Here is a 24,592-nt window from a genome sequence, read left to right as displayed (position 1 = left end):
TCCGGCCCGCCGATTGACGACCACCGTCAAATGGCGCGATGCCTTTCGCGGGCACCCCGCACTATGGAGGGGTGAGCGTGCACATCGACATCGCCGGGCTGGCGCCCGACCGCATCGTCTTCGAGACCTCCCCCCTCGCCGAGCTGGGGCTGGCCCTGCACGCCCTCTCCGAGCCGGGGCACCACCCGGGCCTGCACGGCTGGGCGACGGCGACCTCCAGCGCGCTGGACCCCGACCTCGCCGACCGGCTGCACGAGGCCGATTTCCTGTGGCGCCACACGTTCTCGGACATCTTCATGCCGTTCGCCGGGATCCGCGGCGGCAACGGCAGGGCGGGCGCCAACCTCGCCGAGGACCTCGACATCCTCGACCGGCTGGACGACGAACGGTTCGTCGCCGCCGCCCTGGAGTTCACCTGCACCAGCCTGTACGGGCTCGGCGCGCCCTCCCCGCTCAACGACCCGACGATGCGCACCCGCGCCCTGGACATGGCGGCGGCGCGCGGCCCCCGGCAGGTGGAGTTCGCCCAGCAGCTGCTGGCCGATCCGGCCCCGGTGCGCGCCTGGGTGCGGCGCCTGTTCGAGGACTGCGACCGGGCGTTCTTCGCGGACACCTGGTGCCGGGTGCGGGTCCAGCTGGTCGCCGACGCCCGGCACAAGACCGATCTGCTGCGGCGCAAGGGGATCGGCGAGGCGATGGGCGCGGTGTCCACGGCGCTGACCGTCGACGAGGCCGGGACCCGGATCAGCGCCGACAAACTGACCGAGGGCCGCACCAGCGCCGTCGGCCCCGGGCTCACCCTCATCCCGTCCACCTTCGGCTGGCCGCACCTCAACCTGCTGCACGCACCGGGCTGGCGCCCGGTGATCCACTACCCGGTGCACCAGCCCGAGCTGCCCTCCCCCTCCTCCGTGGAACTGCTCCAGCTGCGCATGGAGGCGCTGGCCCACCCGATGCGGATGCGTCTCTGCCGCCACCTCGCCCGCTCCCCGCACACGACCGGCCAGCTCGCCGATACGCACGGCATCACGGCCCCCGAGGTCTCCCGGCACCTCTCGGTACTGAAGAAGGCGGGCCTGGTCACCACCCGTCGGCGCGGCCGGTACGTGCTGCACCAGCTGGACCTGACCTCGGTGGCACGGCTCGGCAGCGACTTCCTGGAAGGCATCCTGCGCTGATCCGGGTCGACGCCCCGGGCCGAGCCCCGGCCCGGGGCGTCGACCCGGATCAGCGGGCCCGCGGGTCAGACCGCCCCGCCACCGACCCGGATCAGCGGGCCCGCGGGTCAGACCGCCCCGCCACCGGCCCGGACCAGCCCGGTCTCGTACGCGAGGACCACGACCTGCACCCGGTCGCGCAGGTTCAGCTTGGTGAGGATGCGGCCCACGTGCGTCTTCACGGTCGCCTCGGAGAGCACCAGGCGTGCCGCGATCTCGCCGTTCGACAGGCCCTGCGCGACCAGCAGCATCACTTCGCGTTCGCGCTCGGTGAGCTTGGCGATGTCCTTGTGCTGCGGTTCGCCGGCACCACTCGGCAGCATCGGGGAGAACCGGTCGAGCAGCCGGCGGGTGGTGGACGGGGCGACGACGGCGTCGCCGCTGTGCACGGAGCGGATCGCGGCCAGCAGTTCGGCGGGCGGCACGTCCTTGAGCATGAAGCCGCTGGCCCCGGCCTTCAGCCCGGAGAAGGCGTACTCGTCGAGGTCGAACGTGGTCAGGATGAGCACCTTGGGCGCGTCCGGCTGCGCACAGATACGCCGGGTGGCCTCGACACCGTCCAGCCTCGGCATCCGCACATCCATCAGCACCACATCGACGGCGGTGGCACGAAGGTTCTCGATCGCCTCCGCGCCGTCGCCGGCCTCGGCCACGACCTCCATGTCCGGCTGGGCGGCGAGCACCATCCGGAAGCCGGTGCGCAGCAGCACCTGGTCGTCGACGAGCATCACGCGGATCGCCATGAGGGGTCCTGTCTCCTGTCCTACGTCCGGTGGGCCCGGTCCTACGTCCGGTGGGCCCGGTCCTGCGTCTAGTGGGCCGGCTTGAGCGGCAGCAGCGCGCTGATCCGGAAGCCGCCGCCGGGCCGCGGCCCGGCGTCCAGCGTGCCGCCGACCATGCCGACCCGCTCGCGCATCCCGATCATCCCGTGGCCCGCGCCGTCGGCGCCGCCGTCCTCGTACAGTTCGTGCGCCGCGCCCCGCCCGTCGTCCTCGACCAGCAGTCCGAGCCCGTCGTCGAAGTAGACCAGACGCACGCTGGCCCCCGCGTCCGGGCCACCGTGCTTGCGGGTGTTGGTCAGGGCCTCCTGCACGATGCGGTACGCGGTCAGCTCGACGCCGCTGGGCAGCGGGCGGGGGGTTCCCTCGATCTTGAAGTCGACGGCCAGGCCGGTCTGTCTGACCTGTTCGATCAGATCCTCGATCTGGTCCACATCGGGCTGCGGGACGTACTCCCCGCTCTCCTGGGCATCGCCCGTCCGCAGCACCCCGAGCAGCCGCCGCATCTCCGCGAGCGCCTGCCTGCCGGTGCTGGAAATGGTCTCCAGGGCCTGCTTGGCCTGGTCGGGGGCCGCGTCCATGACGTACGCCGCACCGTCGGCCTGCACCACCATCACCGAGACGTTGTGCGCGACGACATCGTGGAGTTCACGGGCGATACGGGCCCGTTCCGCCGCCACCGCGACCTTCGACTGCGCCTCGCGCTCCCGCTCCAGCCGGGCGGCGCGCTCCTCCAGCTGACTGAAGTAGGCGCGCCTGGTCCGCATCGAGTCGCCGAGCACCCAGGCGAGCACGAACGGCACGGTCAGCACGACGACGATGAAGATCTCCTCGGCCCAGCCGGTCCGCGGCCCCTCGCCCGGCCAGCGCAGCTTGGACAGACCCGCCGCGCACAGGCTGCAGACCAGCGCGAGCCGGGACGCCCAGCGCTCCCCGACGGTGGCCACGGTGAAGACGATCACCAGCATCGCGAAGTTCATGACACCGGGCCCCTCCCCGGTGACCAGCTGCACCACCCCCATCGCGATGGCGAGCAGCAGCATCTTCTCCGGCGCGCGCCGGCGCAACGCGACAACGGCGCAGAGCCCGAGGATGACCGGAACGGCAGCGACACGCTCCCCCGTGCTTCGCCCCATACCCACCATGGACAGGCCGGAGAGCCCGAGGAGGACGACGGCCCAGAAGCTGTCGACGCCCGTCGGGTGTCTGCGGAGGAAGTCGTAGAGGCGCTGCACGTCACCCAGCGTAGGGACAGGCAAGGGGCGCACGGGTCAGCCGAAGGGCCGATCCGGCTTCTGGGACCGTACTCCCCAAGGTGGAGACTTGGATACGTGACGGATGAGTGGCGTGGGTGGCAGGAGGCGGCAGCGACCGCTTTGTACGGGGACGGGGGGTTCTACCGGAGCCCCGAAGGGCCGGCGGGCCACTTCCGTACCTCCGTCCACGCCTCCCCGCTCTTCGCCTCCGCCGTCGCCCGGCTGCTGGTCGCGACGGCACGGGAACTGGGCGCCGGAACGGTCGACCTGGTGGACCTGGGCGCCGGGCGGGGCGAGCTGCTGACGGGAGTACTCGCGGCGCTCCCGGCCGCGGGCGCCGACGGCCTCGCCGTACGTACGTACGCCGTGGAGCTCGCCGACCGTCCGCCCGGACTGGATCCCCGGATCGAGTGGTGCGCCGAACCGCCGCCGCGGACGTACGGCCTGCTGTTCGCCAACGAGTGGCTGGACAACGTCCCGACCGAGGTCGCCGAGACCGACGCGGACGGCGTCGACCGGTACGTCCTCGTCCGGACCGAGGACGGTACGGAACGGCTGGGCGAGCCGGTGGCCGGGGCGGACGCCGAGTGGCTGCGCCGCTGGTGGCCGTCGGCCGGACCGGGCAGCCGCGCGGAGATCGGCCGCCCCCGCGACGAGGCCTGGGCACGGGCGGTGGCCACGCTGGCCGGGGGGCTCGCCGTGGCCGTGGACTACGCCCATGCGCGGGAGGCGCGGCCCCCGTTCGGCACCCTGACCGGCTTCCGGGCCGGCCGCGAGGTCCGGCCGGTGCCGGACGGCAGCTGCGACCTCACCTCGCACGTGGCCCTGGACGCCTGCGCGGCGGCCGGGGCCGGGGCCGGGGCGCCGCCCGAGCTGCTGAGCCAGCGCGAGGCGCTGCACCGCCTCGGCGTCAGCGGCGGACGCCCGCCCCTGGCCCTGGCGTCGGCCGACCCGGCCGGCTACGTACGGGCGCTCGCCTCGGCGGGCGAGGCCGCGGAGCTGACGGCCCGGGGCGGTCTCGGCGACTTCGGCTGGCTGATGCAGCGCGGGGGCCGGGAAGCCGCCCCGTCGGCGGACCGGGGCCGGGGCCCGGGGCCGGGCCCCGGCGCGTTCACGTAATACTGGCCGCATGACGGAGACGACAGTCGGCATCGGCGGCGCGGCGGAGAGCACCGACATGGTGCTCAACATCGGCCCCCAGCACCCCTCCACCCACGGCGTGCTCCGTCTGCGCATCGTCCTGGACGGCGAGCGCATCCAGCACGCCGAGCCGGTCATCGGCTACATGCACCGCGGCGCGGAGAAGCTGTTCGAGGCCCGCGACTACCGGCAGATCGTGATGCTCGCCAACCGCCACGACTGGCTGTCGGCGTTCTCCAACGAGCTGGGCGTCGTGATGGCCGTGGAGCGCATGCTCGGCATGGAGGTGCCGGAGCGCGCGGTCTGGACCCGCACCCTGCTCGCCGAGCTGAACCGGGTCCTGAACCATCTGATGTTCCTCGGCTCGTACCCGCTCGAACTCGGCGGGATCACCCCGGTGTTCTACGCCTTCCGCGAGCGCGAGGAGCTCCAGGCCGTGATGGAGGAGGTCTCCGGCGGCCGGATGCACTACATGTTCAACCGCGTCGGCGGTCTCAAGGAGGACCTCCCGGCCGGGTGGCTCGGCCGGGCCCGGGACGCGGTCGCCTCGGTCCGGTCCCGGATGGACGTCTACGACGACCTGGTGCTCGGCAACGAGATCTTCCGGGGCCGCACCCGCGACGTGGGCGTGCTCTCCGCCGGGACCGTGCACGCGTACGGGGTGTCCGGGCCGATCGCCCGCGCCTCGGGTGTCGATTTCGATCTGCGGCGCGACGAGCCGTATCTCGCGTACGGGGAGCTCCAGGACACGCTGAAGGTGGTCACCCGCACCGAGGGCGACTGTCTGGCCCGCTTCGAGTGCCTGCTGGAGCAGACGCACAACGCCCTGGATCTGGCGGACGCCTGCCTGGACCGGATGGCCGCCCTGGCGCCCGGCCCGATCAACCAGCGGCTGCCCAAGGTGCTGAAGGCCCCCGAGGGCCACACCTACGCCTGGACCGAGAACCCGCTCGGCATCAACGGCTACTACCTGGTGTCCAAGGGCGAGAAGACCCCGTACCGGCTGAAGCTCCGCTCCGCCTCGTACAACAACATCCAGGCGCTCACCGAGCTGCTGCCGGGCACGCTGGTCGCCGACATGGTGGCGATCCTGGGCTCGCTCTTCTTCGTCGTCGGCGACATCGACAAGTGATCGACACGTAGCGGCCGCCGTCCCGGGGCCCGGGACGGCGGCCGCTGCTTCTGCTTCTGCTTCTGCTTCTGCTTCTGCTTCTGCGGGATCGCGCCGCTCTACGAGATCGCGCTGCGCAGCTCCGCCACGTCCAGCTGCTCGGTCTCGTCGTGCGCGGTCAGGTCGATGACCTCGCCGACGACCCGGTTCCCGGCCGTGCCCGTACGGTGCGCGGCCAGCGCCTCCTCGCCCACCACATCGGCGAGGTCCTCGTCCTGCACGGACTCGATCGCGGCGCGCGCCTTCTGCGTGCCGAAGAAGTCGAAGCTGCCCTGCGGCACCAGGTGGCGGCGGGCAGCCGCGTACGGGGCGACGGCGGTGGCCGGGGCGGTGCGCGCCGGGGGCAGCGCGGCGGACGGCCGGGGCGCTGGCAGGGCGGCCGGCGGGCGCAGGTGCTGCGCGCCGGTCCGGTCCTCGTCCGCGGCGTGCTTGCCCTGCCGCTCCTCCACCTCCCGGGAACGCTCCGCGAGATCACGCTTCCTGGCCTGCTCGGCGGTACGGCGCGCCTCCTGGAGCGCCCCGTTGCGCGAGAGGTCCTCCAGCGCCTGGGCGGCCCGCAGATAGGCGGCCGACGTCGGGGTGCTGCGCGCGGCGGGCAGCTCCCGGGGCGCGGCGGCGGCCTCGATGGCGAGCTGCCTGCGGCCCTCCAGCGCGCTGGCCCGCTCGGTCTCGGCGTTGGCGTACCGGCGCAGCAGCGCGGCGTGCTCCCCGCGCAGGTTGGCGAGCTCCACGCGCTTGCGGCGCAGCTTCGTCTCCAGCCGGGCGCGCAGCTCCCGCGACTCCTCCAGGTCGGCCTCCAGCTCGGCGAGCCGCTCCTCGGCCCGCCACTCGTCACCGGCGCGGGCCCGCGTCAGCTCCGCGACCCGGCGGCCGGCTTCCTGGTCCCAGCTGCGCATCAGATACGCGCCGGTCACGGCGGCGACCGCCGAGGCGGCCACCAGACCGCGCAGGACCAGGGGCTCGGCGAGCAGCCAGGCGCCCCCGGCACAGAGGACCGAGACTCCGACGACTGCCGACGGCGGAAGGATTCTGTGCAGAGGTGGCGAATGGCGATGACGTCCACGTGGCATGGCCTGAAATTTACCGTGTGTACGGGGCACTTGGGGGGCCGCCCGCCAATCTGTTCCCTGCCGGTTACCTGACGGCCCCCATTCCCCCCGATTCCTACTTCTCGACGAGGCCCTTCGACCGCAGATAGTCCTTGGCGACATCGGCGGGCTTTGCGCGCTCGGCGTCGACCTTGCGGTTCAGTTCCGCGAGATCCTCGGTGGTGAGCGCCTTGGTGAGCTTGCCGAGTGCGTCGGCAATGTCCTGGGAACCGGCGTCCTCGGCATTGAGGACCGGCAGTACGTTGTCGGCGTTCTGGAGCTTCTTGTCGTCCTCCAGGAACACCAGGTCGTAGCTGTCCAGCACCGCGTCCGTGGTGGTGGTGAGGACCAACTGGTCCTTGCCGTCCTTGACCGCCTGCTTGGACTGCGGCGTACCGACTCCCTTGGGGTCTATACCGGTGACATTGATGCCGTACGTCTTCTTCAGACCCGGTGCGCAGAACGGCCGCACCTCGCACTCGTCACCCGCCGCGATCTTCACTTCGGCCTTCGACCTGCCGAGGTCCGAAAGGGTCTTGAGCTTGTTCTTCGCGGCGAATTCCTTGGTCACCGCGAAGGCGTTCTGGTCCACGGCCGCACCGGCCGGGAGCACCTTCAGTCCTCGCGGGGTGGCGAGCTTCTCCAGCGCGGCGACCGTGGCCGCCGTGTCACCGGAGGCGACCGGCGCCTTCTCGGCCTTCTTCGAACCGTTCACCTTGGCATTGAGGAATTCGGCGATCGTCGCGGCGTATTCGGGGACGACATCGATCTCGCCCTTCTCCAGGGACGGCTCGTACAGTTCCCGGTTCGCCACCGTGGTGACCGAAGTGCTGTATCCGGCGGCGCCCAGGATCTGCGCGTACAGCTCCGCGAGCACCTTGGACTCGGTGAAGGAGGCCGCGCCGACGACCAGCGAACCCTTCTTGCCGGAGCCCGCGGCGCCGCCGGAGGAGGCCGGGCCCGCCTTGTCCTTCTCCAGGCTGTCGCCGCCGCAGGCGGCGAGCGAGCCGGCCAGCGCCACCATGCCGATGACCGCGCCGGCTATGCGCGAGGTCTTGCTCATTGTCGTTCTCCGTCCACAGCCACGGGGGCCGTATGAGTCCACAGCAACAGGGTCTGTACGAGATCGGGGTCCGGGATGGCGGATCGGGTTTCATGTGGCTGTCACGCCGCCGTCACGCCGTCCGGCGGCGGCGCAGCGGTGACAGCAGCCGGTCCAGGCCCACCAGCACCGCCTCCACCAGCAGCGCGAGCACGGCGACCAGCACCGCCCCCGCGACCACCTGCGGGGTGTTGTACGTGTTGAACCCGGCGGTGATGATCCGGCCGAGACCGCCCTGGCCGACCATCGCGGCGATCGTGGCCGTGGCGACCACCTGGACCGCGGCGGAGCGCAGCCCGGTCATGATCATCGGGTAGGCCAGCGGGAGCTCGACCCGGACGAAGAGCTGCCACCCGGACATCCCCATGCCGCGTGCCGCCTCCGTCACCGACCGGTCGACCTCCGTCATCCCGACGTAGGCGTTGGTCAGCAGCGGCGGCACGGCGAACAGCACCAGCGCGATGACCGTCGGCACATATCCGGCGTTGCGCAGCGGCGAGACCATGAAGAGGGCCAGCACCGCGAAGACCGGGATCGCCCGCCCCACGTTGGAGAGGTTGACGGCCAGCGCGCCGCCCTTCCCGATGTGCCCGAGGTACAGCGCGACCGGCAGCGCAATCGCGCACGCCAGGGCGAGCGCGACGCCGCTGACGTACAGATGCTCACCGAGCCGGTGGGCCGCCCCGCTCTCCCCCGACCAGTTGGCGCCGGTGGTGAGCCAGGTCCAGGCCTCGCCGAGAACTCCCATGGGTCAGACCGCCTTTGCCACGGTGCCCGCGTCCGCGTGCGCGGCGCGTATCCGGGTCCAGGGGGTCAGCAGCCGCTGCACGCCGAGCAGCAGCAGATCCGCGACGACCGCGAGCAGTACGCACAGGACCGAGGCGGTGAGCACCTGGGCCTTGAAGAAGCTGGGGAGCGCGTCCCCTATGAGATTGCCGAGGCCGCCTCTGCCGATGATCGACCCGACCGTCGTCAGCGCGATCGTCGAGACCGTGGCGATCCGCACCCCCGCCATCAACGCGGGCATGGCCAGTGGCAGTTCGACCTCCCACAGCAGCCGGACCGGTCCGTAGCCCATTCCCTTCGCGGCTTCCTTCGCCTCCTGGGGAACGGCTTCGAGGCCCGCCAGGATGTTCCGCACGAGAATGGTCAGCGAATACAGCACCAGGCCGGTCACCACCAGCGCGGCGGAAAGCCCGAACAGCGGCAGCAGCAGCGAGAACATGGCGAGCGAGGGCACGGTGTAGAGGACCGTCGTCAGTCCGAGCACCGGTCCGGCGAAACGGCGGCTGCGGCGCGCGAGCAGCGCCAGCGGAAAGGCCACCAGGAGACCGATCGCCACCGAGACCGCGGTGATCCAGATGTGCTGGACCGTCGCATCGGTCAACTCCTGGCTGCGGGAACGGAGATACTCCCCGCAGATCCAGTCGTTCGTCACCAGGCAGTTCTGTCCCGCGGCCATCCTTCCCCCACCTCCCGGTCACCGCTTCGTACGTATGTCTGGCGACCCTATCCTCGACCACTGACAATCGCCCGAGCCGTTGTATTTCAGCAACATGTCCTTCACAGAACACGCGCCACAATGGGGAACCATGATCCGTTTCGAGCACGTCACCAAGCGGTACGCGGACGGCACCACCGCCGTCGACGACCTTTCCTTCGAGGTCGCCGAGGGTGAACTGGTCACGCTCGTCGGACCGTCGGGGTGCGGCAAGACGACCACGATGAAGATGGTGAACCGGCTGATCGAACCGACCGAGGGCCGGATATTCATCGACGGGGACGACATATCCGCCATCGACCCCGTCCGGCTGCGCCGCCGTATCGGTTATGTGATCCAGCAGGTGGGGCTCTTCCCGCACCGTACGATCCTGGAGAACACCGCGACCGTCCCGCATCTCCTGGGCTGGAAACGGGGAAAGGGCCGGGAACGCGCGGCCGAACTCCTCGACCTTGTCGGACTTGATCCTTCCGTTTATGGCGACCGGTATCCGGAACAGCTCTCCGGCGGTCAGCGCCAACGCGTCGGTGTGGCAAGGGCGCTGGCCGCGGACCCGCCGGTGCTGCTGATGGACGAGCCTTTCGGCGCGGTCGACCCGGTCGTGCGGGAACGGCTGCAGAACGAATTCCTGAAACTTCAGGAACAGGTCCGTAAAACCGTCCTGTTCGTCACGCACGACATCGAGGAAGCGGTCCGGCTCGGCGACCGGATCGCCGTCTACGGGCAGGGCTCCATCGAGCAGTTCGACTCCCCCGCCACCGTGCTCGGCGCCCCCGCCACCCCCTATGTCGCGGACTTCGTCGGCGCCGACCGCGGCCTCAAGCGGCTCTCCGTGACCCCCATCGAGGAGGGCGACCTCGACCAGCCGCCGGTCGTCCACCTCGACGACTCGCTGGCGCGGGCGACCGAGCGGCTGCGGGCCGAGGGCGCGCGCTGGGCCGTCGTACTGGACGGCCAGGACAATCTGCACGGCTGGATCCCGGCCGACGGCTCCGCCGCCGGGGCCGGGGACACGGTGCGCGCGCACGCCCGCAGGATGGAGGCGTGGCTGCCCGTCGGCGCCCCGCTCAAGCAGGCGTTCGCCACCATGCTCCAGCACGACGCGGGCTGGATCGCCGTCATCGACGCGGAGAGCACCGGCCGGTTCCTGGGCGTGCTCACCCCGGCCCGGCTGCACGAGGCACTGCGCCGCTCGATCGACGCGGACGCCCAGGACGTCCCGCGCGCCGAGGTGGCGGTCGAGAGCGTGGAGAGCGTCACCAAGGCCGCCACGCGGTGAACCGGACGTCCACGGTTCACCGCGTGGCGGCCCGTGTCAGTTCTCGCTGAGCCGGCTGCTCAGCCAGTCCAGCGCCGAAGGGATCTCCCGCCGCCAGGTGTTGAAGTTGTGCCCGCCGCTGTCGAGCACGATCGACGAGACCTGGGCGGGCGACTTCACCTTGGCCATGAACTGCAGCGTGGTGCGGTAGTTCCCCTCGCCGTGCCTGGAGGTCGTGACGAGGAAGGACGAGTCGGGCTGCTTCGGCATGTGGTCCAGGGTCCACATCAGATCGGCGCGGTCCCGCGCGCTCTGGTCGCCCTGGAAGAGATCGCCGGTCGTCGGGTCCTCGGCCGCCTTGTAGTACGCGGAGAGCCCGACGCTCGCCCCGAACCGGTCCGGGTGGTGGAGCCCGATCTTCAGGGCGCAGTAACCACCGGTCGAATTGCCGATGATGCCCCAGTTACGGGCCAGCTTGCCGACCCGGTACGACTCCGAGATCACCCGCGGCAGGTCCTCGGCGAGGTAGGTCTCGGTCTGCGGCCCGCCCTTCACGTCCACGCACTCGGTGTCCCGCGGCGGCGCGACCGTCGGCCGGAGCATCACCAGGATCATCGGCTGGGCCCGGCCGGCCTTCACCCGTTCGTGTGCCGTACGCGGGTACCGAAGGCTCTTCAGGAGGTTCTCCGAGACGCCCGGATAGCCGGTGAGCACGACGACCGCCGGGAACTTGCGGCGGGCGAAGGCCGGCTGGAAGTACTCGGGCGGCAGGTACACGTACGCCGAGCTCTCGATCTTCGACTGCCGGCCCGCGATCACGACCTTGTCGATCCGCCCGCCCATCGTGGGCCGCGAGCCGCCGGGCACGTCCGGCCGCTGGATCCCGACCCGGACGATGTTCTTCGAGGCCAGCGTTCCGGCCGCGTGGTCCGTGACGACACCCAGATCCTGCTTCTGGCCGAACAGGTCGGCCCACGATCCGTAGAAGAGGAAGGAGTTGTTCGCCACCAGGGCCACCGTGACGAAGATCGTCACCTGGGTCGCCAGCAGCAGGCCGACCCTGCCGAACACCGCGGGCACGCTGCGACGGGCCAGCCGGGGCCAGAGCCAGACCGTGACGGCGAAGAACACCACGGCCAGCACGATGGCCAGAACCAGAAATGTCTTGCTGGTAAGACCCATGGGGGTTGAGCTTTCTTGTCTGGAAATTTCCGGCCGGCGGGTGAACCCACGGCCCGGAAGCCTCGTCCTACAGGTCGCACATCGTCCGGAGGGCTACGGCCGAAGGACTCAAGAATCTCTCGCGGAACCACGGGAAACGATGTCTGTCACGCTAGATGGGGATAAATCGGGATCGGTTCCGAGTCCCGTACGCAAGTTCGTACGTGGCCCGCGCCCCGAGTCCGTACCGACGCTGGTCGGTACCGCCTGCACCGCCGTCGGCCTGATCGACGTCGCCGCGGGTGTCTTCCCGCGCTTCCGGCACAGCCGGATGCACACGCTCGCCGAAGTGCTGCCCGGCGCCCTCGGGCCGTTCGCCGCCGCGCTCGCGCTGAGCGCGGGCGTCCTGCTGCTGCTGCTCGCCCACGGCCTCAAGCGGCGCAAGCGGCGGGCCTGGCGGGCCGCCGTCGTGCTGCTGCCGGCCGGTGCGCTGGCGCAGTTCACCTACCGGCACTCGGTCATCGGCACACTCGTCTCGCTGACGCTCTGCCTGCTGCTCATCCGCAACCGCGGCGAGTTCGCCGCGCTCCCCGACCCCAGGAGCCGCTGGCGTGCCCTGGCCAACTTCGTGCTTCTCGGCGCGGGTTCGCTGGCCCTCGGACTGGTCGTCGTCAGCGCACACCCCGGCCGGGTCGTGGGCAGCCCCAGCGTCGCCGACCGGCTCCAGCACGTGCTGTACGGAATGCTCGGCTTCGAGGGGCCGGTCGAGTACGCCGGCGACACCTCCTGGACCGTGGCGTACTCCCTCGGCGCCCTCGGTCTGCTGACCGCCGTCACCACCATCTACTTCGCCTTCCGCCCCGAGCACCCGGCCGCCCGCCTCACCGAGGACGACGAGGCCCGGCTGCGCGCCCTGCTGGAGAAGCACGGCGGCCGCGACTCGCTCGGCCACTTCGCGCTCCGTCGCGACAAGGCCGTCGTCTTCTCCCCCAGCGGCAAGGCCGCCGTCTGCTACCGGGTCGTGTCCGGGGTGATGCTGGCCAGCGGCGACCCGATCGGCGACGTGGAGGCCTGGCCCGGCGCCATCGAACGGTTCATGGACGAGGCCAGGGCCCACTCCTGGACCCCGGCCGTGATGGGCTGCAGCGAGACCGGCGGCGAGGTCTGGACCCGCGAGACCGGCCTCGACGCCCTGGAACTCGGTGACGAGGCGGTGGTGGACGTCGCGGATTTCTCGCTCGCCGGGCGCGCGATGCGCAACGTACGCCAGATGGTGAAGCGCATTGAACGCCTCGGCTACGAGACCCGGGTCCGGCGCGTGAGCGACATCGGCGAGGCCGAACTGGCCCGCATCCGCCGCGCCGCCGCCGACTGGCGCGGCACCGACAACGAGCGCGGCTTCTCCATGGCGCTCGGCCGGATCGGCGACCCGGCCGACGGGGACTGCGTCATCGCCACCGCGCACAAGACCGACGAGCACACCGCCGACTCCCCCTACGGCGACCTGAAAGCCGTACTCCACTTCGTCCCGTGGGGCCGCGACGGCATGTCCCTCGACCTGATGCGCCGCGACCGCTCCGCCGACCCCGGCATGAACGAGCTCCTGATCGTCGCCGCCCTGCAGGCCTCCGCCCGGCTGGAGGTCCAGCGCGTCTCGCTGAACTTCGCGATGTTCCGCTCGGCGCTCGCCCGGGGCGAGAAACTGGGCGCGGGGCCGGTGCTGCGGACCTGGCGCGGACTGCTGATCTTCCTCTCGCGCTGGTTCCAGATCGAGTCGCTGTACAAGTTCAACGCCAAGTTCCGGCCCCGCTGGGAGCCGCGCTTCGTCGTCTACCGCGCCGCCCGCGACCTGCCCCGCATCTCCCTGGCGGCCATGCAGGCGGAGGGCTTCGTGAACCTCGCCCTCCCCCGCCGCTTCCCGGCCCGCCGGCCCCGCCCCTGCGCCCACACCCGGGCGCCGGGCCAGGAAGGGCACGCGCGCGCGGCGTAGCACCGCTCCGTACGGGGCCTACGCTGGTCGCATGAGTACGTTGCGTGGACGAGGCACGGTCCAGGGCCTGCCGGAGTGGGACCGCTGCGCGGTCATGGGTGTCGTGAACGTGACCCCGGACTCCTTCTCCGACGGAGGCCGCTGGTTCGACACCACGGCCGCGGTCAAACACGGCCTCGACCTGGTCGCCGAGGGCGCCGACCTGATCGACGTCGGCGGCGAGTCGACCCGCCCCGGCGCCAGCCGGGTGGACGCGTCGGAGGAGCTGCGGCGCGTGGTCCCGGTGGTCAGGGGCCTGGCGTCCGAAGGGGTCACGGTCTCCGTGGACACCATGCGGGCCCGGGTCGCCGAGGAGGCGGTCGCGGCCGGGGCCGCCCTGGTCAACGATGTGAGCGGCGGCCTCGCCGACCCCGACATGGTCCGGGTCGTCGCCGCGGCCGGCGCTCCCTTCGTCGTGATGCACTGGCGCGGCTTCAGCGAGTCCATGAACAGCCGCGCGGTGTACGGGGACGTCGTCGCCGAGGTCGCCCGGGAGCTGCGGGAGCGGATGGACGCCGTGGTCGCGGGCGGCGTCGCCCCGGAACGGATCGTGATCGACCCCGGTCTCGGCTTCGCCAAGGACGCCTGCCACGACCTCTCCCTGGTCGCCCACCTCGACGAGCTGCGCGCCCTGGGCCGTCCGCTGCTGGTCGCCGCCTCCCGCAAACGTTTCCTCGGCCATGTGCTGGCCGGCGACGGCGCCGCACCGCCGCCCGCCCGCGAACGCGACGCCGCCACCGCGGCGATCTCCGCGCTCTCCGCCCACGCCGGCGCCTGGGCCGTCCGGGTCCACGAGGTACGGGCCACGGCCGACGCCGTACGGGTCGCCCGCGCCGTCGAGGGAGCCGCGTGACCGGGCCCCGCGACGAGCACGCGGAGGCGGCCGCCGACATCGCGGCCGTCGAGCGGGCCAACACCGCCTTCTACGAGGCGATGGAGCGCGGCGACCTCGAGGAGCTCTCCGGGCTCTGGCTGCCGGGCGAGGACCTCACCGTCTCCTGCGTCCACCCGGGCTGGCCGGTGCTGACCGGGCGCGGCGAGGTGCTGCGCAGCTATGCGCTGATCATGGCGAACACCGAGTACATCCAGTTCTTCCTGACCGACGTCGGGGTCTCGATGACCGGCGACACCGCCCTGGTGACCTGCACGGAGAACATCCTCAGCGGCGGCCCCGCGGAGGACGGCAACGCGCTCGGACCGCTGGTCGGCCAACTCGTCGTGGCCACCAATGTGTTCCGGCGCACACCCGACGGCTGGAAGCTCTGGTCCCACCACGGCTCGCCCGTACTGACCGAAACCGGTGAGGAAGAGGACGAAGAGACACCCTCCTGACCGGGAGGTCGAGCGGCTGCGCCCCGAAGGGGATTGGATCCGGGCAGTACGGGTATACGCGGCTACCAGTCCCGTGAGGCCGCGTCCACGGCCCCCACGGGCGAGCACTGTCGGTGCTCGCAGGTAGATTCGAAAGAGGGCACCTTGCCGTCCGCACGCGGCCCCGTGTCTCTACGACCAACGACAGCAGGAGTGATTCGCGTGGATCGTGTCGCGCTGCGCGGCCTCAAGGCCCGTGGGCACCATGGCGTCTTCCCCAAGGAACGGGAAGAGGGCCAGACGTTCATCGTGGACCTGGTGCTCGGCCTCGACACCCGCCCCGCGGCGGCCGCCGACGACCTGACGAAGACCGTGCACTACGGCGTCGTCGCGGAGGAGGTCGTCGAGGTGGTGCAGGGTGAGCCCGTCGATCTGATCGAAACGCTCGCGGAGCGCATCGCCCAGAAGTGCCTCAAGCACGAAGGAGTCGAGGAGGTGGAGGTCGTGGTGCACAAGCCGGATGCGCCGATCACCGTCCCCTTCGACGATGTGACCATCACCATCACCCGGAGCCGAGTATGACTGCGTTTTCCACCGAAGGGCAGAGCGACCCGACCGTACAGCCGGTGCCCGCCTCCGTGGTCGAGCAGGTGGACGCGGCGGACATCACCCTCTCCAACCCCAAGCGTGCCGTGATCTCCCTGGGCTCCAACCTCGGCAACCGCCTGGACACCCTCCAGGGCGCCATAGACGCCCTGGAGGACACCCCTGGCCTGCGGGTCAAGGCCGTCTCCCCGGTGTACGAGACGGAGCCCTGGGGCGTCGCCCCCGGCTCCCAGCCCTCGTACTTCAACGCGGTGATCGTCGTGAAGACGACGCTCCCCCCGTCCTCCCTCCTGGAGCGCGGCCAGGCCGTCGAGGAGGCCTTCGACCGGGTCCGCGAGGAGCGCTGGGGTCCGCGCACCATCGACGTCGACATCGTGGCGTACGCGGACGTCGTCTCCGACGACCCGGCGCTCACCCTCCCCCACCCCAGGGCCCATGAGCGGGCCTTCGTCCTCGCCCCGTGGCACGACATCGACCCCGAGGCCCAGTTGCCGGGCGCCGGCCCCGTCGCGGAGCTGCTGGCCGGGGTCGGCCGGGACGGCGTGCTGCCCCGGGCCGATCTGGAACTCCGTCTGCCCGAGTAGTCGTTAGGCTCAACGGAAACGGATCACCGGCGCCGCGGAACACCGGGCGACGGTGACCACGGCGACACGGATCACTGGCGGCGAAGGGCGGACCACTCGGTGAAGCAACTCAGGCTCGGGGTACTGGCCGGCCTCTTCGCCGCGGCCGTGGTGCTGTCCTGGGCCGGCGCCCGCCTCTGGGACTCCCTCGGCAACCTGCCGGGCGTTCCCCTCGCCGCGCCGATCGTGCTCGTGGTGATCGCCGTCATCCTGCTGGCGACGGCGCTCTCCATCCGGTCCCGGCTGCGCGCCCAGCGCGAGCGCCGACCGGGGGCCAAGGGCGTCGAGCCGCTGATGGTGGCCCGAGCGGTGGTCTTCGGCCAGGCCAGCGCCCTGGTCGTCTCCCTGGTCTCCGGCATGTACGGCGGCACCGGCGTCTTCCTGCTCGGCTCCCTCGACATCCCGGCCCGCCGCGACCAGGCGATCTACGCGGGCTTCGCGGTCCTGGCGGGCATCGCGGTGGTCGCCGCGGCCCTCTGGCTGGAGCACATCTGCAAGCTCCCGGAGGACGAGGACAAGGACAAGAGCTCGGCGCCCGCGTAGGGCCTTTCCTCCGGATCGGGCCGGATCCGGACGAAAGGCCCTGGGGCACCGAGCTCTGTCACCCGGCTGCGCGGGCGTTCAGCGCGCCATGATCAGGCTCATGGCCTCGGCGCGCGTCGCGGGGTCGCGGAGCTGTCCGCGCACCGCCGAGGTCAGCGTCTTCGCCCCGGGCTTGCGGATACCGCGCATCGACATGCACATGTGCTCGCACTCGACGACGACGATGACCCCGCGCGGCTCCAGGATCTCCATCAGGGACTCGGCGATCTGCGTGGTGAGCCGCTCCTGGACCTGCGGGCGCCGGGCGTAGACGTCGACCAGCCGGGCCAGCTTGGAGAGGCCGGTGATCTTGCCGCTGGTCGCCGGGATGTACCCGACATGCGCGACTCCCCGGAACGGCACCAGATGGTGTTCGCAGGTGCTGAACACTTCGATGTCCTTGACCAGCACCATCTCGTCGTGACCGAGGTCGAACGTGGTCGTCAGGACGTCCTCGGGCTCCTGGTGGAGGCCCGCGAATATCTCCTTGTACGCCCGTGCCACCCGCCCCGGCGTCTCGCGCAGACCCTCGCGGTCCGGGTCCTCGCCCACCGCGATGAGGAGTTCACGAACGGCGGCCTCGGCCCTCTTCTCGTCGAACTCGCCGATCGAACCCTGGCCGTCCAGCGTCACCGGGTCGGTCATCTGTGCCTCGTTCCTCTGAGCTGTCACCTGCGCATACCTCCGCACGGGCGTACGAAAAAGCCGCGCCCCCACAGGCTAGAACCTGTGGGGGCGCGGCTTCCATTCCGGGCCCGGTGCGACTCCCGTGAAAGGGGCCACACCGGGGAACGGGGCTCAGCTCTCGGGCCGGTCCTCCGGGACGACCTCGGTGGCCGGGACGGTGTCCGTGGGGACGGCCGTTCCGTTCGCCGTGGTGGCGCCGTTGGTGAGGGCGAGCTCCTTGGGCGAGAGCACCGGGGGCCGCGTCGACGGGGTACGCCGGGCGGAACCGGTCCACGCCGGACGGGCCGGGCGCTTCACGATCGGGGCGAAGATCTCGGCGATCTCCTCCTTGCCGAGCGTCTCCTTCTCCAGGAGCTGGAGAACGAGGTTGTCGAGCACGTCGCGGTTCTCGACGAGGATCTCCCACGCGTCGTTGTGGGCGGTCTCGATGAGCTTCTTGACCTCTTCGTCGACGAGGGCCGCGACCTCTTCCGAGTAGTCGCGCTGGTGGCCCATCTCCCGGCCCACGAAGGGCTCGGTGTTGTCGCCGCCGAACTTGATCGCGCCGAGCCGCTCCGTCATGCCGTACTGCGTGACCATCGCGCGGGCCGTTGCGGTGGCCTTCTCGATGTCGTTCGCAGCGCCGGTGGTCGGGTCGTGGAAGACCAGCTCCTCGGCCGCGCGCCCGCCCAGCATGTAGGCCAGCTGGTCGAGCATCTCGTTGCGCGTCGTGGAGTACTTGTCCTCCTCCGGGAGCACCATCGTGTAACCGAGGGCACGGCCGCGGGAGAGGATCGTGATCTTGTGGACCGGGTCCGCCTGGGGGGAAGCCGCCGCGACCAGGGCGTGTCCGCCCTCGTGGTACGCGGTGATCTTCTTCTCCTTCTCGGACATGATCCGGGTCCGCTTCTGCGGGCCCGCCACGACGCGGTCGATGGCCTCGTCGAGCATCTTGTTGTCGATCAGCTTCAGATTGCCGCGCGCCGTGAGGAGCGCCGCTTCGTTCAGCACGTTCGACAGGTCGGCACCGGTGAAGCCGGGCGTACGACGGGCGACGGCGCCGAGGTCGACGTCCTTCGCGACCGGCTTGCCCTTCTGGTGCACCTTGAGGATCTCCAGACGGCCCAGCATGTCCGGCCGGTCGACCGCGATCTGCCGGTCGAAACGCCCCGGGCGCAGCAGCGCCGGGTCGAGGATGTCCGGCCGGTTCGTGGCGGCGATCAGGATGACGCCGCCCTTCACGTCGAAGCCGTCCATCTCGACGAGCAGCTGATTCAGCGTCTGCTCGCGCTCGTCGTGCCCGCCGCCCATACCGGCACCGCGGTGCCGGCCGACGGCGTCGATCTCGTCGACGAAGACGATCGCCGGGGCGTTCGCCTTGGCCTGCTCGAAGAGGTCACGGACCCGGCTGGCACCGACACCGACGAACATCTCGACGAAGTCGGAACCGGAGATCGAGTAGAACGGGACGCCCGCCTCGCCCGCGACGGCGCGTGCGAGCAGCGTCTTGCCCGTACCGGGAGGCCCGTACAGCAGGACGCCCTTGGGAATCTTGGCGCCGACGGCCTGGAACTTCGCCGGCTCCTGGAGGAACTCCTTGATCTCCTGGAGCTCCTCGACGGCCTCGTCCGACCCCGCCACATCGGCGAACGTCGTCTTCGGGGTGTCCTTGGTGATCAGCTTGGCCTTGGACTTCCCGAACTGCATGACCCGGGAGCCGCCGCCCTGCATCTGATTCATCAGGAACAGGAAGACGACCACGATCAGGACGAAGGGCAGCAGCGAGAGGAGGATCGAGATGAACGGGGACTGCTTCGACGGCGAGACCGTGTAGCCCTTGTCGATCTTGCCGCTCTCGAACTTCTTCTGCAGCGTGTCGGCGAGCTGGACACCCTGGTCACCGATGTAGCTCGCCTGGAACTTGGTACCGGACTCGCCCGAGAGCTTCTGGTCCTTCTTCAACTCGATCTTGATGATCTGATCGTCACCGGTGGTCAGCTTGGCCTGCGCCACCTGGTCCTTGCTGATCGCCTGGATCACCTTGCCGGTGTCCACCGATTTGTAGCCGCCCGACGAGCCGACGACTGTCATCAACACGACCACGGCGAGGACGGCCAGCACGATCCACATGACCGGCCCACGGAAGTATCGCTTCACGTCCATCCATACGGGGCGAAGCCGCCCCGTCCCTCCTGCCCGTAGGTAAATGCTGCTGTGAGAAAAGACTGTTCTTCGGACGGTACCCCAGCATTGTCACCCGCGACCGCCGGGGACGTCTGTCAAAACCCGCCTTCGAAGGCTCAACGGCGGGAATCCGGTGAAAGGTTCCCCACCGTCGCCCCCGGTCCGGTCCGGGCGCCCCGGGGGCCGGGCAAATAGCTCCGGGAGGAGGTCAGCCCCCGTAGACGTGCGGGGCGAGCGTGCCGACGAAGGGGAGGTTGCGGTACTTCTCCGCGTAGTCGAGCCCGTAGCCCACGACGAATTCGTTGGGGATGTCGAAACCGACCCACTTGCAGTCGAGCGCGACCTTGGCCGCGTCCGGCTTGCGCAGCAGGGTGCAGATCTCCAGGGAGGCGGGCTCGCGCGAGCCGAGGTTCGACATCAGCCACGACAGGGTCAGGCCCGAGTCGATGATGTCCTCGACGATCAGGACGTGCTTGCCCTTGATGTCGGTGTCCAGGTCCTTGAGGATCCGGACCACTCCGGAGGACTGGGTGCCCGCGCCGTACGACGAGACGGCCATCCAGTCCATGGTGACGGGGGTGGACAGCGCGCGCGCCAGGTCCGCCATCACCATCACTGCGCCCTTGAGGACGCCGACGATGAGCAGGTCCTTGCCCGCGTACTCCGCGTCGATCTTCGCGGCCAGCTCGACGAGCTTCGCGTCGATCTCTTCCTTGGTGAGGAGCACCGACTGAAGGTCGGTGCCCATGTCCTTCTCGTTCACCCACGTCTCTTTCCTGCCTGCCGGGTCCGGGCTGTTGCCCCGCACCCGTGCGGCCGCTCGCCTGCGTGTCGGCCGCTCGTGCTTCAGCTCTGCCGAATGACCAGTCTGCCACCCTGGCGCATGGCTTCGACCCGTCCGGGCAGGTTGATGGCCCGCTGGCCACGCCAGCCGGTGATCAGACGGTCGACTTCCTCGATGTGCCGGGCGAAGAGCGAACCGGCCGGGGAACCCGCCTCCATGGCGGCCCGGCGCAGGACCCGGCGGCGTACGGCGGGCGGCAGCGCGTACAGCTTGGCGCACTCCAGACGGCCCGCGTCGTCCCGCACGGCGCGGTCGGCCTCGGCGGCCCAGGTGTCCAGCGCGTCGGCGTCGTCGCGGGAGAGCTGGGCGGTACGGGCCAGGGCCTCGACGACCCCTTTGCCCAGCGCCTTCTCCAGAGCCGGCAGGCCCTCGTGGCGCAGCCGGGAGCGGGTGTAGGCGGGGTCGATGTTGTGCGGGTCGTCCCAGACGGGCAGGGACTGGACGAGGCAGGCCTTGCGGGCGGTCTGCCGGTCGAGCTGGAGGAAGGGGCGGCGGTAGCGGCCGGCCGGTCCGGACGCGGCGGCCATGCCGGAGAGCGAGCGGATCCCGGAGCCGCGGGCGAGGCCGAGCAGCACCGTCTCCGCCTGGTCGTCACGGGTGTGTCCGAGCAGGACGGCGGCGGCGCCGTGCCGCTCGGCCGCCGCGTCCAGGGCGGCGTAGCGGGCGTCACGGGCCGCGGCCTCGGGGCCGCCGTCGTGGCCGACCTGCACGGCGACGGATTCGACCGGGCCGAGACACATGTCGGTGAGGCGGTCGACGACCTCGGCGGCGCGGGTGTCGGAGCCGTCCTGGAGGCCGTGGTCGACGGTGATCCCTCCGGCCCGGACGGCGAGTTTGGGGGCCTCGAAGGCGAGGGCGGAGGCGAGGGCCATGGAGTCGGCGCCGCCGGAGCAGGCCACCAGCACCAGCGGGGTGTCGGGGCGTTCGGGGAGTGCGGCGCGCTGCCTGCCCGCACCGGCTTCGGCGAGCTCGGGGTGCGGGGTGCGCCGGGTGTGTTCGGCGCTTCGGGTGTGTTCGGTGAGTACGTCGTGGAGTACGCGGCGGACCGCCAGGCGTATCGCCGCGACCGCAGGATGGGGACCCATGTCCGGTGCCCTTCGTGAAGTTTGGGGAGGTGGCTCGAAGTGCCGGACGCGAAGTGTGCCGTCACTCAGAGTGCGTCGATGGTGACAGAGGCAAGCCGTCCATCGAGCATTGCACGCCTTCCCATGCCCCTACGGTCCCTCGGATGGGTGATTACCGGCGCGTTCTCATCCTGTCGTCCGCCGTCGGAGCGGTCGCGATCAGGACTCTGCCTTACGGTGCACCCGCGCGATCCAGTCCGCCGGCTTCGCGATCTCCGCCTTGGTGGGCAGGGTGTTCGGCGAGGTCCAGACCCGGTTGAAGCCGTCCATGCCGACCTCGTCGACCACGGCCCGGACGAATCGTTCGCCGTCGCGGTACTGGCGCAGCTTGGCATCGAGGCCGAGGAGCTTGCGCAGCGCCTGGTCGAGTCGGCCGGCGCCGCGCGCCCTGCGCTGCTGGAACTTCTCCCGGATCTCACCGACGGAGGAGACGGCCTCGGGGCCGACGCCGTCCATCACGTAGTCGGCGTGGCCTTCGAGCAGGGACATCACGGCGGTGAGCCGGCCGAGGATCTCGCGCTGGGAGGGCGTCTGGACGAGCTCGACCAGGCTGCGGCCGCCGTCCTCGCCGTCCTCGCCCTCGGGACGGCCCCCGGCCAGGGACTGGGCGGCCTCGCGGAGCCGTTCCAGCACGGTCATCGGGTCGATGTCGGTCTCGTCGAGGAATGACTGGATCTCGCCCTGCAGATGGTCGCGGAGCCAGGGCACTCCGGTGAACTGGGTGCGGTGGGTCTCCTCGTGGAGCGCGACCCAGAGCCGGAAGTCGTGCGGGTCGACCTCCAGTTCGCGCTCGACGTGCACGATGTTCGGGGCGACGAGCAGCAGCCTGCCGCCGCCGTCGGCCGAGGCCGGGAACTCGCGGGTGGCCGGGGCGAACGTCTCGTACTGGCCGAGGACCCGGGAGGCCAGGAACGACAGCAGCATCCCCACCTCGACGCCGGTCACCTTGCCGCCGACCGCGCCGAGCACGGCGCCGCCGGGGCCGCCCGCGCGCCGGTCCTGCATCTTGCCCAGCAGCGGGCGGAGCAGTTCGCGGAAGCCCGCGACATTGGCCTTGATCCAGCCGGCCCGGTCCACGACCAGGACCGGGGTGTCCTCCGGTTCGGTCCCCTCCGGGATCATCCGGGTGAAGGAACGGACGTGCTCCTCCGCGGCCTTGGCATGCCGGCGCAGCTCCGCGACGACCTCGCGGGCCTCCTCGCGGCTGATCTCCGGCCCCGGCCGCACAAGGCGGGTCGCGGTCGCGACCGCGAGATTCCAGTCGACCATCTCGGCACCACCGATGCTCGTCATGCGTCAACCGTACGTGCTCGGGTCCGTCCGCGGTGCGGTGTCGACCGGCTCAATGGGTGCGGGCGGCGAGGGCTGTCCGGTGCTCCCCGGCGGGGATCACCGGACGGCGCTCAGGGCGGTGGCGAGGGCGTCGAGGGCGGACTGGGCGTCGGAGGGGGAGGTGGTGCCGGAGGCCAGGAAGGCGAAGGCGAGCAGCCGGCCCTGCCGGTCGACGACCGTCCCCGCGAGGGTGTTCACGCCGGTGAGGGTGCCGGTCTTGGCGCGGATCAGGCCGGTGCCCGCGGACTTGCCGGTGTAGCGGTCGCTGAGCGTGCCGCTGAAACCGGCCACGGGCAGGCCGGTGAGGACGGGGCGCAGTTCGGGGTGGTCCGGGTCGGCCGCGCGGGCGAGGAGGCCGGCCAGCAGTCCGGCGGTGACCTTGTCCTTGCGGTTCAGTCCGCTGCCGTCGGCGAGGTCCGCGCCCTTCAGCGGCAGGCCGAGCTTCTTGAGCTGTGCGGTGACGGCCCGTCGGCCGCCGTCGAAGTCGGCCGGTTCGCCCGCGGCGAGGGCGGTCTGCCGGGCGAGTGCTTCGGCGATGTCGTTGTCACTGTTGGTCAGGGCCCGTTCGACCAGGGCGGAGAGCGGGACCGAGCGGTGTTCGGCGACCTTCCGGGACCCGGCGGCCGGGCGGCCGGGCTTCGGGTCGGCCCCGGTGGCGATCCCGGCGTCGTCGAGGAACTCCGCGAAGGTACGGGCGGTGTCACCGGCCGGGTCGTCGCTGCGCGGGGCGGGTCCGCTGTCGGTGCTGTCGAGCCTGCCCTCGTCGGTCATCAGGGCGCTGACGGGCGCGATGTTCTCGTTGGGGCCGATCGGGTGCCGGGCGGGCCCGGAGTAGCGGGAGGTGTCGTACCCGAGGCGGACCTTCTCGACGCCGTGGTCCTCCAGGGCGCGGGCGGTGTCGGTGGCCAGCCTGCGCAGGGCGGCCTTGTCGAGGGTGGGGTCGCCGCCGCCGACCAGGGTGAGGCCGCGGAAGTCCGCGGACGCCCGGACCGTCGTGGCGATGCGGTGGTCGGGGCCGAGGGCGCTCAGGGCGGCGACCGTGGTGGCGATCTTGACGGTGGAGGCGGGCGTCATGGGGGCGCCGGCGCCCTGGCCGTACAGCTGCCCGCCGCCGGCGGTGTCGATGACGACGGCGGCGCGCCGGGTGCCCAGGGCGGGGTCCTTCAGCAGCGGGCCGAGAACGGCGCGGAGGGCGTCGGCCGCGCCGTTCGGGCCGGTGCGGGCGTCCGGGGCGGAGTTGTCGACGGCGGAGGAGAGCGCCGCGAGGACGGCCGGGGCGCTGGGCGCGGGATCCGGTCCGGACGGCGCGGTGGAGTCGTGATGTGCGCCACCTGTACGGTTCCGGGCGGCGGCCCAGTCCGTCTCGGCCTTACGCTGACCCGAGTCCCAGGGGCCGGCGGCAAGGACGACGCCGGCTGCGAGCGCCAGCCCGAGGCCGGCGGAGACGGCGATGAACTGCCGGTCGTTCAGCCCCTTCGACCTGATCATGGCGGCCCGGCGGGTGAGCCTGTTCAGCTTGTCCAGCGGGTTGACCGACGGTCTTTTCACCGGCTCGTCCACCGTTGACCAGCCCCTTTCGCGAGCACACATCTGCGTGGGGGACACTTAATCACCAGTC

Annotated in this window: 23 protein-coding genes; 10 read left to right on the top strand and 13 right to left on the bottom strand. The window is 71.2% G+C overall.

Annotated elements, in window-relative coordinates; translation table 11 throughout:
- Positions 1 to 77: 77 nt before the first annotated feature.
- A complete protein-coding gene (locus tag OG520_RS22870) occupies positions 78 to 1,178 on the top strand; it encodes a DUF5937 family protein (RefSeq protein WP_399329464.1) in 1,101 nt (366 codons plus the stop codon).
- Positions 1,179 to 1,285: 107 nt separating this feature from the next.
- On the opposite strand, the gene OG520_RS22865 is transcribed toward OG520_RS22870, so the two are convergent.
- Together OG520_RS22865 and OG520_RS22860 are read right to left on the bottom strand one after the other, a co-directional pair.
- Positions 1,286 to 1,960: a response regulator gene (locus OG520_RS22865; protein ID WP_399329445.1), complete on the bottom strand. Its 675-nt coding sequence runs from the start codon at positions 1,958 to 1,960 to the stop codon at positions 1,286 to 1,288.
- A gap of 68 nt (positions 1,961 to 2,028) precedes the next feature.
- Positions 2,029 to 3,231, bottom strand: coding sequence for a sensor histidine kinase (locus tag OG520_RS22860; RefSeq protein WP_406014416.1), 1,203 nt, complete (start codon positions 3,229 to 3,231; stop codon positions 2,029 to 2,031).
- A gap of 96 nt (positions 3,232 to 3,327) precedes the next feature.
- On the opposite strand from OG520_RS22860, the gene OG520_RS22855 reads away from it, so the two are divergent.
- Together OG520_RS22855 and OG520_RS22850 are read left to right on the top strand one after the other, a co-directional pair.
- Positions 3,328 to 4,371, top strand: a complete 1,044-nt coding sequence (locus OG520_RS22855; protein ID WP_406014415.1) for an SAM-dependent methyltransferase — start codon at positions 3,328 to 3,330, stop codon at positions 4,369 to 4,371.
- Between the two features lie 10 nt (positions 4,372 to 4,381).
- The gene (locus OG520_RS22850) at positions 4,382 to 5,524 is read left to right on the top strand and encodes an NADH-quinone oxidoreductase subunit D (protein ID WP_266417666.1); all 1,143 of its coding nucleotides are present in this window, start codon (positions 4,382 to 4,384) and stop codon (positions 5,522 to 5,524) included.
- Between the two features lie 98 nt (positions 5,525 to 5,622).
- On the opposite strand, the gene OG520_RS22845 is transcribed toward OG520_RS22850, so the two are convergent.
- From OG520_RS22845 to OG520_RS22830, 4 genes are all read right to left on the bottom strand, one after another.
- Positions 5,623 to 6,633, bottom strand: coding sequence for a hypothetical protein (locus OG520_RS22845; RefSeq protein WP_406014414.1), 1,011 nt, complete (start codon positions 6,631 to 6,633; stop codon positions 5,623 to 5,625).
- Between the two features lie 94 nt (positions 6,634 to 6,727).
- Entirely contained in the window at positions 6,728 to 7,714 is a 987-nt protein-coding gene (locus tag OG520_RS22840; RefSeq protein ID WP_406014413.1) for an ABC transporter substrate-binding protein, read from the bottom strand.
- A gap of 112 nt (positions 7,715 to 7,826) precedes the next feature.
- Positions 7,827 to 8,501 carry an ABC transporter permease gene (locus OG520_RS22835; RefSeq protein WP_399329439.1) on the bottom strand — a complete coding sequence of 225 codons (675 nt, stop codon included), beginning with the start codon at positions 8,499 to 8,501 and terminating at the stop codon, positions 7,827 to 7,829.
- A gap of 3 nt (positions 8,502 to 8,504) precedes the next feature.
- The gene (locus tag OG520_RS22830; protein ID WP_399329438.1) at positions 8,505 to 9,215 is read right to left on the bottom strand and encodes an ABC transporter permease; all 711 of its coding nucleotides are present in this window, start codon (positions 9,213 to 9,215) and stop codon (positions 8,505 to 8,507) included.
- A 130-nt stretch (positions 9,216 to 9,345) separates the two neighbouring features.
- On the opposite strand from OG520_RS22830, the gene OG520_RS22825 reads away from it, so the two are divergent.
- The gene (locus OG520_RS22825; protein ID WP_399329437.1) at positions 9,346 to 10,533 is read left to right on the top strand and encodes a betaine/proline/choline family ABC transporter ATP-binding protein; all 1,188 of its coding nucleotides are present in this window, start codon (positions 9,346 to 9,348) and stop codon (positions 10,531 to 10,533) included.
- Positions 10,534 to 10,569: 36 nt separating this feature from the next.
- Here the strand turns inward: OG520_RS22825 and OG520_RS22820 are convergent, their stop codons facing one another.
- Entirely contained in the window at positions 10,570 to 11,694 is a 1,125-nt protein-coding gene (locus OG520_RS22820; protein ID WP_399329436.1) for an alpha/beta hydrolase, read from the bottom strand.
- 139 nt (positions 11,695 to 11,833) lie between these two features.
- On the opposite strand from OG520_RS22820, the gene OG520_RS22815 reads away from it, so the two are divergent.
- The 6 genes from OG520_RS22815 to OG520_RS22790 all read left to right on the top strand — a co-directional run bounded on the left by OG520_RS22815 (position 11,834) and on the right by OG520_RS22790 (position 16,785).
- A complete protein-coding gene (locus OG520_RS22815) occupies positions 11,834 to 13,663 on the top strand; it encodes a phosphatidylglycerol lysyltransferase domain-containing protein (protein WP_399329435.1) in 1,830 nt (609 codons plus the stop codon).
- Positions 13,664 to 13,757: 94 nt separating this feature from the next.
- Positions 13,758 to 14,555: a dihydropteroate synthase gene (folP, locus tag OG520_RS22810; RefSeq protein ID WP_399329463.1), complete on the top strand. Its 798-nt coding sequence runs from the start codon at positions 13,758 to 13,760 to the stop codon at positions 14,553 to 14,555.
- The gene (locus tag OG520_RS22805) at positions 14,552 to 15,034 is read left to right on the top strand and encodes a nuclear transport factor 2 family protein (RefSeq protein ID WP_406014412.1); all 483 of its coding nucleotides are present in this window, start codon (positions 14,552 to 14,554) and stop codon (positions 15,032 to 15,034) included. Before folP ends, OG520_RS22805 begins: the two co-directional genes overlap by 4 nt.
- Before the next feature lie 201 nt (positions 15,035 to 15,235).
- Complete coding sequence (gene folB / locus OG520_RS22800; protein ID WP_072487082.1) at positions 15,236 to 15,595, top strand: dihydroneopterin aldolase; 360 nt, start codon at positions 15,236 to 15,238, stop codon at positions 15,593 to 15,595.
- Positions 15,592 to 16,203, top strand: a complete 612-nt coding sequence (folK, locus tag OG520_RS22795) for a 2-amino-4-hydroxy-6-hydroxymethyldihydropteridine diphosphokinase (protein ID WP_266417638.1) — start codon at positions 15,592 to 15,594, stop codon at positions 16,201 to 16,203. Before folB ends, folK begins: the two co-directional genes overlap by 4 nt.
- 99 nt (positions 16,204 to 16,302) lie before the next feature.
- A complete protein-coding gene (locus OG520_RS22790) occupies positions 16,303 to 16,785 on the top strand; it encodes a DUF3180 domain-containing protein (RefSeq protein ID WP_406014411.1) in 483 nt (160 codons plus the stop codon).
- A 78-nt stretch (positions 16,786 to 16,863) separates the two neighbouring features.
- On the opposite strand, the gene folE is transcribed toward OG520_RS22790, so the two are convergent.
- From folE to dacB, 6 genes are all read right to left on the bottom strand, one after another.
- The gene (gene folE, locus OG520_RS22785) at positions 16,864 to 17,469 is read right to left on the bottom strand and encodes a GTP cyclohydrolase I FolE (RefSeq protein ID WP_093547466.1); all 606 of its coding nucleotides are present in this window, start codon (positions 17,467 to 17,469) and stop codon (positions 16,864 to 16,866) included.
- Between the two features lie 153 nt (positions 17,470 to 17,622).
- A complete protein-coding gene (ftsH, locus tag OG520_RS22780; protein ID WP_399329433.1) occupies positions 17,623 to 19,653 on the bottom strand; it encodes an ATP-dependent zinc metalloprotease FtsH in 2,031 nt (676 codons plus the stop codon).
- A gap of 229 nt (positions 19,654 to 19,882) precedes the next feature.
- A complete protein-coding gene (hpt, locus tag OG520_RS22775; protein ID WP_072487175.1) occupies positions 19,883 to 20,422 on the bottom strand; it encodes a hypoxanthine phosphoribosyltransferase in 540 nt (179 codons plus the stop codon).
- Positions 20,423 to 20,520: 98 nt separating this feature from the next.
- Complete coding sequence (gene tilS / locus OG520_RS22770; protein ID WP_399329432.1) at positions 20,521 to 21,603, bottom strand: tRNA lysidine(34) synthetase TilS; 1,083 nt, start codon at positions 21,601 to 21,603, stop codon at positions 20,521 to 20,523.
- A 198-nt stretch (positions 21,604 to 21,801) separates the two neighbouring features.
- The gene (locus OG520_RS22765; RefSeq protein ID WP_406014410.1) at positions 21,802 to 22,935 is read right to left on the bottom strand and encodes a zinc-dependent metalloprotease; all 1,134 of its coding nucleotides are present in this window, start codon (positions 22,933 to 22,935) and stop codon (positions 21,802 to 21,804) included.
- Between the two features lie 96 nt (positions 22,936 to 23,031).
- Positions 23,032 to 24,534 carry a D-alanyl-D-alanine carboxypeptidase/D-alanyl-D-alanine-endopeptidase gene (dacB, locus tag OG520_RS22760; RefSeq protein ID WP_406014409.1) on the bottom strand — a complete coding sequence of 501 codons (1,503 nt, stop codon included), beginning with the start codon at positions 24,532 to 24,534 and terminating at the stop codon, positions 23,032 to 23,034.
- Positions 24,535 to 24,592: the final 58 nt, after the last annotated feature.

This window comes from Streptomyces sp. NBC_00984, assembly GCF_045162475.1.
Classification (GTDB): Bacteria; Actinomycetota; Actinomycetes; order Streptomycetales; family Streptomycetaceae; genus Streptomyces.
The sequence above is the reverse complement of the archived record's forward strand: the minus strand, read 5'-3'. Positions and strand labels throughout refer to the sequence as shown.

Bases quoted from the DNA above. Each gene is read 5' to 3' on its own strand.
- OG520_RS22830 (WP_399329438.1), bottom strand. From the start codon at position 9,215: ATGGCCGCGGGACAGAACTGCCTGGTGACGAACGACTGGATCTGCGGG.
- folP (WP_399329463.1), top strand. From the start codon at position 13,758: ATGGGTGTCGTGAACGTGACCCCGGACTCCTTCTCCGACGGAGGCCGC.
- folK (WP_266417638.1), top strand. From the start codon at position 15,592: ATGACTGCGTTTTCCACCGAAGGGCAGAGCGACCCGACCGTACAGCCG.
- hpt (WP_072487175.1), bottom strand. From the start codon at position 20,422: ATGGGCACCGACCTTCAGTCGGTGCTCCTCACCAAGGAAGAGATCGAC.
- OG520_RS22815 (WP_399329435.1), top strand. From the start codon at position 11,834: ATGTCTGTCACGCTAGATGGGGATAAATCGGGATCGGTTCCGAGTCCC.
- OG520_RS22820 (WP_399329436.1), bottom strand. From the start codon at position 11,694: ATGGGTCTTACCAGCAAGACATTTCTGGTTCTGGCCATCGTGCTGGCC.
- OG520_RS22865 (WP_399329445.1), bottom strand. From the start codon at position 1,960: ATGGCGATCCGCGTGATGCTCGTCGACGACCAGGTGCTGCTGCGCACC.
- ftsH (WP_399329433.1), bottom strand. From the start codon at position 19,653: ATGGACGTGAAGCGATACTTCCGTGGGCCGGTCATGTGGATCGTGCTG.
- OG520_RS22845 (WP_406014414.1), bottom strand. From the start codon at position 6,633: ATGCCACGTGGACGTCATCGCCATTCGCCACCTCTGCACAGAATCCTT.
- OG520_RS22840 (WP_406014413.1), bottom strand. From the start codon at position 7,714: ATGAGCAAGACCTCGCGCATAGCCGGCGCGGTCATCGGCATGGTGGCG.
- tilS (WP_399329432.1), bottom strand. From the start codon at position 21,603: ATGGGTCCCCATCCTGCGGTCGCGGCGATACGCCTGGCGGTCCGCCGC.
- OG520_RS22850 (WP_266417666.1), top strand. From the start codon at position 4,382: ATGACGGAGACGACAGTCGGCATCGGCGGCGCGGCGGAGAGCACCGAC.
- OG520_RS22835 (WP_399329439.1), bottom strand. From the start codon at position 8,501: ATGGGAGTTCTCGGCGAGGCCTGGACCTGGCTCACCACCGGCGCCAAC.
- OG520_RS22825 (WP_399329437.1), top strand. From the start codon at position 9,346: ATGATCCGTTTCGAGCACGTCACCAAGCGGTACGCGGACGGCACCACC.
- folE (WP_093547466.1), bottom strand. From the start codon at position 17,469: ATGACCGACCCGGTGACGCTGGACGGCCAGGGTTCGATCGGCGAGTTC.
- OG520_RS22765 (WP_406014410.1), bottom strand. From the start codon at position 22,935: ATGACGAGCATCGGTGGTGCCGAGATGGTCGACTGGAATCTCGCGGTC.